Source organism: Pseudomonas sp. GW821-FHT09C08 (assembly GCF_059418125.1).
Genome location: NZ_JBWKPG010000003.1, coordinates 431,498 through 444,027, shown reverse-complemented (window position 1 = coordinate 444,027; position 12,530 = coordinate 431,498). Strand labels below are relative to the sequence as shown.

The window sequence follows — 12,530 nt, the reverse complement described above, 5'->3', positions numbered from 1 at the left end:
GTGGTAAGCCTTGATTAACTGAATGAACACAAATCCCCTGTGGGAGCGGGCTTGCTCGTGAATACGGTATGTCAGTTGATACAGGTGTTGACTGAATCACCGCATTCGCGAGCAAGCCCGCTCCCACATTTTGATTTTCGCAGGCTTCGATGGATCAATCGCCAGCTACACCCTAGCCGATTTTGTCTTGGCACGATGTGGCAGCACATTGGCCGGGATCGCATCCTCGCCGCGATGGCCCGTTCGCGGGTGCGCGACCACACTGGGCACCTCGGCGCCAACCCCGGCGCTTGCCTGAGGAGAACGACCATGAGCACCACCATCGCCGGCATCAAGATCCCGGACAGCGCCTTGGCCAAGGCCACTACCGAATACATCCGCGACATCGAATCCGACCTGCTCTACCACCACTCCCGCCGGGTATTCCTCTTCGGCGCATTGAGCGGTGAACGCAAACAGCTGGCCTACAACCCGGAGCTGTTGTACGTCGGCGCGATGTTCCACGACCTGGGCCTGGTCGAGGGCCATCGCAGTGACGACGAGCGTTTCGAAGTCGATGGCGCCAATGCCGCCGCCGCGTTCCTCAAGCCCTACGGCCTGAGCGATGACGATATCGAACAAGTGTGGCTGTCGATCGCCCTGCACACTACGCCGGGCGTGCCGCAACACCTGCGCCCGACCGTGGCGCTGGTCACCGCCGGCGTGGAAATGGACGTGCTGGGCATGGACTACGCCGCATTCAGCACTGTGCAGCGCGAAGCGGTGGTGCATGCGCATCCACGGGGTGAAGGGTTCAAGGAGTGCATCATCTGCGCGTTTGCCGACGGCTTGCGCCATCGTCCGCAGACCACGTTTGGCAACGTGAAGACCGATGTGCTGGTGGATCAGGAGCCGGAGTTCAAGCCGATGAATTTTGTCGAGGTGATTCGCAAATCGCCCTGGGTGGCATAACACCCCGAACCCTGTGGCGAGGGGGCTCGTCCCCCGTTGGGCCGCGCAGCGGCCCCCTTCGGCCACCGCATTCTTTCAGACGCAATGCGGTTTCCGGTTTTGGGGCAGCTGCGCAGCCCAACGGGGGACAAGCCCCCTCACCACAAAGCTCGCACATTTCGACCGCGCCGGGTTTTAGACCGGAGCCGGCGCCCGGCGCTTGTCAGGCTGCTGCCAGCCATCGGCCGCCGCCTCTTCAATCGCCTGCTGGATCGCCTTCTTGCGCAGCTCTTCGGCACGGCGGCTGAAGAACCACACCAGGAAGGTCACCAGCGACACCGCCAGCAGAATCAGGCTGGCCACGGCGTTGATCTCGGGTTTGACCCCCAGGCGTACCGCCGAGAACACTTCCATCGGCAACGTGGTCGATCCCGGGCCCGACACGAAGCTGGCCAGTACCAGGTCATCCAGCGACAGCGCGAAGGACATCATCCCACCCGCCGCCAATGACGGCGCGATCATCGGGATGGTGATCAGGAAGAACACCTTCCACGGCCGCGCGCCGAGGTCCATCGCCGCTTCTTCGATCGACAGGTCCAGCTCCCGCAGACGCGCCGACACCACCACCGCCACGTACGCCGCACAGAAGGTGGTGTGGGCGATCCAGATCGTGACGATGCCACGCTCCTGAGGCCAACCGATCATCTGCGCCATGGCCACGAACAACAGCAACAGCGACAGACCGGTGATCACTTCCGGCATCACCAGCGGCGCCGTCACCAGGCCGCCGAACAGCGTGCGGCCCTTGAAGTGGCTGATGCGTGTCAGCACGAATGCCGCCAACGTACCCAACGCCACTGCCGCCACCGCCGTGTAGCAGGCGATTTCCAGCGAGCGCATTACCGAGCCCATCAACTGGGTGTTGTCCAGCAGGCCCACGTACCACTTGATCGACCAACCGCCCCACACCGTCACCAGTTTGGATTCGTTGAACGAGTAGATCACCAGGATCAGCATCGGCAGGTAGATGAACAACAACCCCGCCACCAGCATGAAGCTTGAGAAACTGAAGCGCTTCATATTTTGCCCTCCATCTCTTTGGCTTGGCTGCGGTTGAACAGGATGATCGGCACGATCAGGATCGCCAGCATCACCACCGCCAGGGCAGACGCCACCGGCCAGTCACGGTTGTTGAAGAATTCTTGCCACAACACTTTACCGATCATCAGGGTTTCCGGGCCGCCCAGCAGTTCCGGAATCACGAACTCGCCCACCACCGGGATAAACACCAGCATGCAGCCGGCGATGATGCCGTTCTTGGACAGCGGCACAGTGATCTTCCAGAAACTGTTGAAGGTGCTCGAACCCAGGTCCGAAGCGGCTTCCAGCAGGCTCTGGTCGTGTTTCACCAGGTTGGCGTACAGCGGCAGGATCATGAACGGCAGGTACGAATAGACCACGCCGATGTACACCGCGATGTTGGTGTTGAGGATCTGCAGCGGCTCGTTGATCAGCCCGATGGACATCAGGAAGCCATTGAGCAGCCCGTTGTTGCTGAGGATGCCCATCCACGCATACACGCGGATCAGGATCGCAGTCCAGGTCGGCATCATGATCAGCAGCACCAGTACGGTCTGCATCTCTTTGCGCGCGCTGGCAATCGCGTAGGCCATCGGGTAGCCGATCAGCAGGCACAGCAGCGTGCTGAAGAACGCCATTTTCAGCGAGCCCAGGTACGCGGCGATGTACAACTCGTCGTCGCCGAGCATCGCGTAGTTGGCCAGGTTGAGCACCAACTGCAGTTTCTGCTCAACGAAGGTGTAGATCTCGGTGTAAGGCGGGATCGCCACGTCGGCTTCGGCAAAGCTGATCTTCAGGACGATGAAGAACGGCAGCATGAAGAACAGGAACAGCCACAGGAAGGGAATGCCAATGACCGCATGACGGCCACTGGGGGTTATTCGTTGCAGGCGGCGCTTGAGCTTCTTCATATTCATGAGCGAAGTACCACGCCGCTGTCGTCTTCCCACCAAACGTAGACCTGGTCACCCCAGGTCGGTCGTTGGCCACGGCGCTCGGCGTTTGCCACGAAGGACTGCACCAGCTTGCCGCTTGGCAGTTCCACGTAGAACACCGAGTGCCCGCCGAGGTAGGCGATGTCGTGCACCTTGCCGCTGGACCAGTTGTGCTCGCAGGTCGGCATTTCGGTGGTGACCAGCAGTTTTTCCGGGCGAATGGCGTAGGTCACCGACTTGTCTTCCACCGACGTGGCGATGCCGTAGCCCACGTAGATATCGCGGTCCAGGTCGGCGCACTTGAGCACCGCGTGGCCTTCTGCGTCATCCACCACCACGGTATCGAAGATGTTCACGTTGCCGATGAACTCGCACACCAGGCGGCTGGTAGGGGTCTCGTAGATGTCGATCGGGCTGCCGATCTGGGCGATCCAGCCCAGGTGCATGATCGCGATGCGCTCGGCCATGGTCATGGCCTCTTCCTGGTCGTGGGTCACCATCACGCAGGTCACGCCGACGCGCTCGATGATCTCGACCAGCTCCAGCTGCATCTGCGAGCGCAGCTTCTTGTCGAGTGCACCCATCGGCTCATCGAGCAGCAGCAGTTTCGGACGCTTGGCCAGCGAACGCGCCAACGCCACCCGCTGGCGCTGGCCACCGGAGAGCTGGTGCGGCTTGCGCTTGGCGTACTGGCTCATCTGGACCAGCTTGAGCATTTCGGCCACGCGGGCGTCGACCTCGGCCTTGGGGATCTTGTCCTGCTGCAGGCCGAAGGCGATGTTCTGCGCGACGGTCATGTGCGGGAACAGGGCGTAGGACTGGAACATCATGTTGATCGGCCGCTCGTAGGGGGGCATGTCAGTGATGTCTTCGCCGTCGAGGTAGATGCGCCCCTCGGTCGGGCGTTCGAAACCCGCGAGCATGCGCAGCAAGGTGGACTTGCCCGAACCCGAACCGCCGAGCAGGGCGAAGATCTCGCCCTTCTTGATTTCCAGGGACACATCGTCCACGGCAATCGTCTCGTCGAACTTCTTCGTGACCCGGTCGATTTTGACCAGCACCTTTTTCGGTGTCTGGTCGCCCTCGAGGGCTTTCTTATAGGCGCCGGAGGCAACTGCCATTTACGAAACTCCCAGAAAAAAAGAGTGCGGTTCACCCGTGGCGGGCGAACCTTGGATAGTTTGAGCTTTAAGCCTTACTTGCCCGTCTTGACCTTGGTCCAGCTACGGGTCATTAAACGTTGCACTTTCGGGGGTAGCTCGAAGTTGACGAATGTCCGGTCGAGAACCGCCTGCGGTGGGTAAACCGCTTCGTCGGTGCGTATCGATTGCTTCATCAGTTTGTCCGACCCCGGGTTAGGGTTGGCGTAACCGACGTAATCACTGACCTGGGCGATCACCTCAGGTTGCAGCAAATAGTTGATAAAGGCGTGGGCCTCTTTGACGTTGGTCGCATCCTTGGGGATCGCCAGCACGTCAAACCACAGGTTGCCGCCTTCTTTCGGAATCGCGTAGGCGATGTTCACGCCTTTGCCCGCCTCGGCCGCACGCGCCTTGGCCTGGAACACATCACCGGAGAAACCGGCTGCCACGCAGATGTTGCCGTTGGCCAGGTCCGAGATGTATTTGGAAGAATGGAAGTAGGTCACGTAGGGCCGCACTTTCAGCAGCTTCTCTTCGGCCTTCTTGTAGTCCTCGGGGTTGGTGCTGTTGGGGTTCAGGCCCATGTAGTTGAGCACCGCCGGCAGCATTTCATCCGCCGAGTCCATGAACGACACACCGCAGGTCGCCAGCTTCTTCATGTTTTCCGGTTCGAACAGCACGGCCCAGGAATCGATATGGTCGACGCCCAGCACTTCCTTCACTTTATCGACGTTGTAACCAATGCCGTTGGTGCCCCACAGGTACGGTACGGAGTACTGGTTACCCGGGTCGTTCTTTTCCAGGCGCTTGAGCAACACCGGGTCGAGGTTGGCGTAGTTCGTCAGCAATGACTTGTCGAGCTTCTGGAACGCCCCGGCCTTGATCTGCTTGCCCAGGAAGTGGTTGGACGGCACTACCACGTCGTAGCCGGTACGCCCGGCGAGCAACTTGCCTTCCAGGGTTTCGTTGGAATCAAACACGTCATACACCGGCTTGATACCGGTGGCCTTCTCGAAGTTGGCCAGGGTGTCCGGGCCGATGTAGTCCGACCAGTTATAAACATGCACAGTCGGTGCGGCCTGCACGCTGACAGCCAGCGTGATACCTGCACCTACCAGCAAGGCTTTGCGAAATAAAGAAAATGGCAAGTGGAGGTCCTCTTAAATAGTTGGGCCCAAAGTTGTTGCCCGGCAACAAAACCGGCGCGCAACTTACCCTCGATAAACCGATCCGGCAAAACTTTCTGTCATTTAATGTGTGTGAGGGGGACTTGCCCCCAATGGCGGTGTGTCAGCTTGCACAGGTGTTTCTGATACAACGCCATCGGGGGCAAGCCCCCTCCCACAGGTTTTAAGGCTTACTTGCCCGACTTGATCTTGGTCCAGCTGCGTGTCATTTCACGCTGTGTAGCTGCCGGCAAGTCTGCAATGGCGTAGAGCTTGGCCTGCACATCCGCTGGCGGGTAGATGCCCGGGTCGCTGGTGATGTCTTTGTCGACCAGTGCGGTGGCTTTCTCGTTACCGTTCGGGAAACGTACGCTGTCGGTGATCGCCGCCATTACTTTCGGCTCGAGCAGGTAGTTCATGAACTTGTAGGCGGCGTCGACGTTCTCGGCATCTTTAGGGATGGCGACCATGTCATAGAAACTGCCGGCGCCTTCTTTAGGAATGTCGTAGGCAACCTTGACCTTGCCACCGGCTTCAGCCGCGCGGGACTTGGCCTGCTGGATGTCACCCGAGTAACCCACGGCGACGCAGATGTTGCCGTTGGCCAGGTCCGAAATGTACTTGGACGAGTGGAAGTAGCCGATCGAAGGACGCAGCTTGAGGAACAGCTCTTCGGCTTTCTTCAGGTCTTCTTTCTTCTGGGTGTCGGTCGGCAGGCCCAGGTAGTGCAGCGCCACCGGCAGCATTTCGGTTGGCGAGTCGAGGAAGCTCACGCCGCAGCTTTTCAGCTTGGCGATGTTTTCCGGCTTCATCAGCACGTCCCAGGAATCGATCTTGTCGACGCCCAGCGCGGCCTTGACCTTCTCCGGGTTGTAGCCGATGCCGATCGAGCCCCACATGTACGGGAAGGCATGCTTGTTATCCGGGTCGCTGACCGACACGGCTTTGAGCAGGGACTTGTTCAGGTTGCCGTAGTTGGACAGCTTGGACTTGTCCAGCTCCTGGTAGACGCCGGCCTTGATCTGCTTGGCGAGGAAGTTGTTCGACGGTACGACGATGTCGTAGCCGGACTTGCCTGCCAGCAACTTGGCTTCCAGGGTCTCGTTGCTGTCAAAAACGTCGTACACCACTTTAATGCCCGACTCTTTTTCAAAGTTGGCGATGGTGTCCGGTGCAATGTAGTCGGACCAGTTGTAGACGTGCAGCACTTTATCGTCTGCCTGGGCCGCGCCCGCCATTGCGCCCATCAGGGACAAGGCGAGGAGAGTCTTGCCAGCGTTCTTCAAACCTAATGCCTTCATTTGGTGATGCTCCAATTTTTTCTTTTTTGGGCCACAGCTCTTGTGTCTGGCAGCCCTTCGAAAGGGCAACAAAACAGGGCGACAGTCTGGCAAGTTCCGGGGCCGGCTTTCAACCAAAGCCCCGTTTTTATAACAACCCAGACGCAGCGCCCGAAGCCGCTGCGCACTGAGCCTAGCACTTAGCCCTGCAATGCCGCCAAAGTCAGGTCCAGGCACTGCCGCGCCTTGGTCACCAGCTCGTCGATTTCAGCCTTGCTGATCACCAGCGGCGGCGAAATGATCATGGTGTCGCCCACGGCGCGCATGATCAGGCCATTCTCGAAGCAGAACGTGCGGCAGATCATGCCCACACCACGGCCTTCGTATCGCTTGCGCGTCGCCTTGTCCTGCACCAGCTCGATTGCACCGAGCATGCCGACACCGCGAACTTCACCCACCAACGGGTGATCAGCCAGCTCCCTCAAACGCTTTTGCAAATAGGGTGCCGTTTCGTCATGCACACGCTTAACAATTTGTTCATCGCGCATGATGCGAATGTTTTCCAGGGCGACTGCTGCCGCCACCGGGTGACCGGAATAGGTGAAGCCGTGGTTGAAATCGCCGCCTTCGTTCAGCACCGCGACCACTTCGTCGCGCACGATCAGGCCACCCATCGGGATATAGCCCGAGGTCAGGCCCTTGGCGATGGTCATCATGTGCGGCTTGAGGTCATAGAAATCGCTGCCGAACCACTCACCAGTACGGCCGAAACCGCAGATCACTTCATCAGCGATAAACAGGATGTCGTACTTGGCGAGGATTTCCTTGATGCGCGGCCAGTAGGTGGCTGGCGGCACGATCACGCCACCGGCGCCCTGGATCGGCTCGGCAATAAACGCACCCACGTTGTCCACGCCCAGCTCCAGAATCTTCTCTTCCAGCTGGTTGGCCGCCCACACGCCGAACTCTTCCGGGCTCATGTCGCCGCCTTCACCGAACCAGTACGGCTGGGCGATGTGGGTGATGCCCGGGATCGGCAGGTCGCCCTGCTCATGCATATAGGTCATGCCGCCCAGGCTGGCACCGGCCACGGTGGAGCCGTGATAGCCATTCTTGCGCGAGATGATGGTTTTCTTGTTCGGCTGGCCCTTGATCGCCCAGTAGTGGCGAACCATGCGCAACATGGTGTCGTTGCCTTCGGAGCCGGAACCGGTGAAGAACACGTGGTTCATGCCGGCGGGGGCGATGTCGGAAATGGCCTTGGCCAGCTCCAGCACCGGCGGGTGAGCGGTCTGGAAGAAGAGGTTGTAGTACGGCAGTTCTTTCATCTGCTTGGCGGCGGCATCAGCCAGTTCATCGCGACCGTAACCGATCGCCACGCACCACAGGCCGGCCATGCCGTCGAGGATCTTGTTGCCTTCGCTGTCCCACAGGTAAACGCCGTGGGCTTTGGTGATGATCCGTGGGCCTTTCTCTTTCAATTGCTTGAAGTCGCTGAACGGCGCCAGGTGATGATCGCTGCTCAAGGCTTGCCATTCACGGGTTTGCGGGTTGTTGCTGGACATACCAATCTCCTAGACATTTCAGGTGAGGGCGCGCCGTTCCCACGGCGCGCCCGGCGCATCAGACGGCGAAGAGCAGGAATTCCCGCTCCCACGAACTGATCACGCGCTTGAAGTTTTCATGCTCGGCCCGCTTGACCGCGACGTAGCCTGTGATGAATTTTTGACCCAGGTATTTCTCGATGGTCTTGCTGTTTTCCATGCGTTCCAGGGCGTCTTCGATGGTCAACGGCAGGCGCAGGTTGCGGCGCTCGTAACCACGGCCCACCACCGGCGCACTCGGGTTATGGCCTTCGACCATGCCGATGTAGCCGCACAGCAGGCTGGCGGCAATCGCCAGGTACGGGTTTGCATCGGCGCCCGGCAGGCGGTTTTCCACGCGGCGGTTTTGCGGGCCGGCATCCGGCACACGCAGGCCGACGGTGCGGTTTTCTTCGCCCCACTCCACGTTCACCGGCGCCGAGGTGTCCGGCAGGAAGCGACGGAACGAGTTCACGTTGGGAGCGAACAGCGGCAGCAATTCAGGGATGAATTTCTGCAGGCCGCCAATGTGGTTGAGAAACAGCTGGCTCATGGTCCCGTCTTCATTGGAGAAGACGTTCTTGCCGGTGGCGATGTCGATGATGCTCTGGTGCAGGTGCATCGCGCTGCCGGGCTCGCCGGTCATCGGCTTGGCCATGAAGGTGGCGGCCACGTCGTGCTTGAGCGCGGCTTCGCGCATGGTGCGCTTGAACACCAGGATCTGGTCGGCCAGGGACAGCGCATCGCCGTGACGGAAGTTGATTTCCATCTGCGCGGTGCCGTCCTCGTGGATCAGCGTGTCGAGGTCCAGCTCCTGCAGCTCGCACCAGTCGTAGACGTCTTCGAACAAGGGGTCGAATTCGTTCGCCGCTTCTATAGAGAAGGATTGACGACCGGTCTCTGGGCGACCGGAACGGCCGATCGGCGGTTGCAGCGGGAAGTCCGGGTCTTCGCAGCGCTTGGTCAGGTAGAACTCCATCTCCGGCGCCACGATGGGCTGCCAGCCGCGGTCGGCGTAGAGCTTGAGGACTTTCTTGAGCACGTTGCGCGGCGACAGCTCGATCGGGTTGCCTTGCTTGTCGTAGGTATCGTGGATCACCTGGGCGGTGGGCTCGATGGCCCAGGGCACCAGGAACACCGCGTTCTGGTCGGGGCGGCAGATCATGTCGATGTCGGCCGGGTCGAGCAATTCGTAATAGATGTCGTCTTCGACATAGTCGCCGGTCACGGTCTGCAACAGAACGCTCTCGGGCAGGCGCATGCCTTTTTCGGCGATGAACTTGTTGGTCGGCGAGATCTTGCCCCGGGTGATCCCCGTCAGGTCGCCAATCATGCATTCGACTTCTGTGATCTTGTGGTCTTTCAACCAATCGGTGAGCTGGTCGAGGTTGTTACTCATAAATGCCTCTGGGCTGGGTTTCCTGACATCCATTAAAAGGTCAGGCGTTGGTTGACGCAGCATCCGCGTCGTCTCTTCGTTCAGGGTAGGAGCTTACCTGCCATTTGCTGCAGCGTTGCATTCCTCAAGCCAAAGTCGTGCAGAATCATGAGCAGCACCTGGCGCAGGCACCGTTCACAGGCAAATTCGAGGGCAGCAAAGGGGCAAAGAAGAGGTCCGCCCAGGCGTCAAGAATATTGGCCGGGGCGCGGGCGTTCACACAGGATGAATGAACGGATGACAACGCCTGCGTGGAGCAGGCCGAGACGCCAAGTGGCGGCAGGAAACACATGAAGCACCCCGGTATTATTGCTGTTATGGGTTTGAATCGAGCTTAGCCTTGTTCATTTTTTTACACAACACCCCCGTAAAAAATACAACACGGCCCGCTCAAGCCTGCGAGTCCCAAGCCCTTCAAACCCAAAAAACCGCCCCAAAAAGCCCCAAAAAAGCCTCCGTGGCGCTTTTTTAGGGCAAAAAAGGCCTCGCTTGACTTCGGCATGCCGTTCGGGTTGACTGAAACCAGAAAAGATCAATGATTGATATTTTTAACAACAAAGGTGTTGCATCATGTCGGTACCCCCGCGTGCCGTTCAGCTTAACGAAGCGAACGCGTTCCTTAAGGATCATCCTGAGGTTCTGTACGTAGACCTTCTAATTGCGGATATGAATGGTGTGGTGCGCGGCAAGCGCATCGAACGCACCAGCCTCCACAAGGTTTACGAGAAGGGCATTAACCTGCCTGCCTCTTTATTTGCCCTGGATATCAACGGCTCTACGGTGGAAAGCACCGGCCTGGGCCTGGACATCGGTGATGCTGACCGAATCTGTTATCCGATCCCCGACACCCTGTGCAATGAACCCTGGCAAAAGCGTCCTACCGCGCAATTGCTGATGACCATGCACGAACTTGAAGGTGAACCTTTCTTCGCCGATCCGCGCGAAGTGCTCCGCCAAGTTGTAAGCAAATTTGACGACCTCGGTCTGACCATCTGCGCTGCCTTCGAACTCGAGTTCTACCTGATCGACCAGGAGAACGTGAACGGCCGCCCACAACCGCCCCGCTCGCCGATCTCCGGCAAACGCCCGCACTCGACACAGGTCTACCTGATCGACGACCTCGACGAATACGTCGACTGCCTCCAGGACATTCTGGAAGGTGCAAAAGAGCAAGGCATCCCGGCCGACGCCATCGTCAAGGAAAGTGCCCCGGCACAGTTCGAAGTGAACCTGCACCACGTGGCCGACCCGATCAAGGCCTGCGACTACGCGGTACTGCTCAAGCGCCTGATCAAGAACATCGCCTACGACCATGAGATGGACACCACCTTCATGGCCAAGCCTTACCCAGGCCAGGCAGGCAACGGTTTGCACGTACACATTTCGATCCTGGACAAGGACGGCAAGAATATCTTTGCCAGCGAGGATCCCGAGCAGAACGCCGCATTGCGTCACGCGATCGGCGGTGTGCTCGAGACCCTGCCCGCCCAAATGGCGTTCCTGTGCCCCAACGTCAACTCCTACCGTCGTTTCGGCGCACAGTTCTACGTGCCGAACTCGCCGTGCTGGGGCCTGGATAACCGCACCGTGGCGATTCGCGTACCGACCGGCTCGTCCGACGCCGTACGTATCGAGCACCGCGTGGCCGGCGCCGATGCCAACCCTTACCTGCTGATGGCTTCGGTCCTGGCAGGCGTGCACCACGGTCTGACCAACAAGATCGAACCTGGCGCACCGGTGGAAGGCAACAGCTACGAGCAGAACGAACAAAGCCTGCCGAACAACCTGCGTGATGCACTGCGTGAGTTGGACGATAGCGAGGTGATGGCCAAGTACATCGATCCTAAATACATCGATATCTTCGTCGCCTGTAAGGAAAGTGAGCTGGAAGAGTTCGAACACTCCATCTCCGACCTTGAGTACAACTGGTACCTGCATACCGTCTGACGGTTGTGGTGAGCAGGCTTGTCCTGCGTTGGGCTGCGAAGCGGTCCTGGAATGGGCGACTTGGTGTACCTGGTGCATCGGGTTCTGCTTGAAGGGGGCTGCTTCGCAGCCCAACGCAGGGCAAGCCTGCTCGCCACACTGGGTGTGCCTGTCTGCTTGGTTGTCTGTCTGCTTGCCTGCTTGGTTTGCCTGTCTGACTTTTTGGTTGGTGTCTGCTTGCTTGACTGCATGCCACAACAGGCTCACTTGCCACACCTACACAGTCGCCTCACAGGTATGGATCATCCTTAAGCTCTGCGTACAATGCGCTCTGCCTTGTAGGAGACATCCATGACCACCCGCCCCGCCACCCCTCGCAAACCCCGCGCCCGCAGCCAGGCACGGATCGACGCGATTCTCGATGCCGCCCGCACCCTGCTGGCCGCCGAAGGCGTGGCGAGTCTGTCGATCTACAGCGTGGCCGAGCGTGCGCAGATTCCACCGTCATCGGTGTATCACTTTTTTGCGAGTGTGCCGGCGCTGCTCGAGGCGCTCACGGCAGACGTGCACGCAGCCTTCCGGGCGGCCATCCAGGCGCCCATCGAGCATGAGTCACTCCAGCACTGGCGTGACCTGTCCTGCATCGTCGAGCAACGCATGCTCACCATCTACAGCAACGACGCAGCAGCACGTCAGCTGATCCTCGCCCAGCACGGGTTGACCGAAGTGACCCAGGCGGACCGCCAGCATGATCTGGAGTTGGGGGATTTGATGCTCGAAGTATTCAATCGCCACTTCGAGGTGCCGACACTGCCCACGGACGTGGATGTGTTTGCCCTGGCGCTGGAGCTGAGCGACCGCGTGTACGCACGTTCGGTGCATCAGCATGGGCAGATCACTGCGCGCATGGCCGAGGAAGGCATGCGGGTGTTCGATGCCTATGTGGGCCTTTACCTGCCGCCCTACCTGCCCAAACGATAAGCCTTGTATTGGCGGGGCCGGCCTTTTCGCCAGCAAACCCGCTCCCGCATTGACCGCATTCCTAGATTG

Annotated in this window: 10 protein-coding genes; 3 read left to right on the top strand and 7 right to left on the bottom strand. The window is 59.5% G+C overall.

All coding sequences use genetic code 11. The features are described 5' to 3' along the window. Positions 1-309 precede the first annotated feature (309 nt). Positions 310-951, top strand: coding sequence for an HD domain-containing protein (locus AC07OJ_RS13065; protein WP_495094622.1), 642 nt, complete (start codon positions 310-312; stop codon positions 949-951). 174 nt (positions 952-1,125) lie between these two features. Here the strand turns inward: AC07OJ_RS13065 and AC07OJ_RS13060 are convergent, their stop codons facing one another. The 7 genes from AC07OJ_RS13060 to AC07OJ_RS13030 form a co-directional block, all read right to left on the bottom strand. Then, positions 1,126-2,010: an ABC transporter permease subunit gene (locus AC07OJ_RS13060; RefSeq protein WP_065902284.1), complete on the bottom strand. Its 885-nt coding sequence runs from the start codon at positions 2,008-2,010 to the stop codon at positions 1,126-1,128. Continuing rightward, complete coding sequence (locus AC07OJ_RS13055) at positions 2,007-2,927, bottom strand: ABC transporter permease subunit (protein ID WP_065902286.1); 921 nt, start codon at positions 2,925-2,927, stop codon at positions 2,007-2,009. The genes AC07OJ_RS13060 and AC07OJ_RS13055 overlap by 4 nt, the downstream gene beginning before the upstream one ends. Next, entirely contained in the window at positions 2,924-4,066 is a 1,143-nt protein-coding gene (locus tag AC07OJ_RS13050) for an ABC transporter ATP-binding protein (protein WP_065902288.1), read from the bottom strand. The genes AC07OJ_RS13055 and AC07OJ_RS13050 overlap by 4 nt, the downstream gene beginning before the upstream one ends. Before the next feature lie 74 nt (positions 4,067-4,140). Further along, a complete protein-coding gene (locus AC07OJ_RS13045; RefSeq protein WP_106802349.1) occupies positions 4,141-5,235 on the bottom strand; it encodes a polyamine ABC transporter substrate-binding protein in 1,095 nt (364 codons plus the stop codon). Positions 5,236-5,444: 209 nt separating this feature from the next. Then, positions 5,445-6,539: a polyamine ABC transporter substrate-binding protein gene (locus tag AC07OJ_RS13040; protein ID WP_495094715.1), complete on the bottom strand. Its 1,095-nt coding sequence runs from the start codon at positions 6,537-6,539 to the stop codon at positions 5,445-5,447. Between the two features lie 194 nt (positions 6,540-6,733). Beyond that, on the bottom strand, positions 6,734-8,098 hold the full coding sequence (locus tag AC07OJ_RS13035; RefSeq protein ID WP_065902292.1) for an aspartate aminotransferase family protein: 1,365 nt from the start codon (positions 8,096-8,098) through the stop codon (positions 6,734-6,736). Between the two features lie 58 nt (positions 8,099-8,156). Continuing rightward, the gene (locus AC07OJ_RS13030) at positions 8,157-9,515 is read right to left on the bottom strand and encodes a glutamine synthetase family protein (RefSeq protein WP_065902296.1); all 1,359 of its coding nucleotides are present in this window, start codon (positions 9,513-9,515) and stop codon (positions 8,157-8,159) included. A 609-nt stretch (positions 9,516-10,124) separates the two neighbouring features. Here AC07OJ_RS13030 and AC07OJ_RS13025 point away from each other — a divergent pair. Together AC07OJ_RS13025 and AC07OJ_RS13020 are read left to right on the top strand one after the other, a co-directional pair. Further along, complete coding sequence (locus AC07OJ_RS13025) at positions 10,125-11,501, top strand: glutamine synthetase family protein (RefSeq protein ID WP_003213894.1); 1,377 nt, start codon at positions 10,125-10,127, stop codon at positions 11,499-11,501. A 330-nt stretch (positions 11,502-11,831) separates the two neighbouring features. After that, entirely contained in the window at positions 11,832-12,461 is a 630-nt protein-coding gene (locus AC07OJ_RS13020; protein ID WP_120450410.1) for a TetR/AcrR family transcriptional regulator, read from the top strand. Positions 12,462-12,530 lie beyond the last annotated feature (69 nt).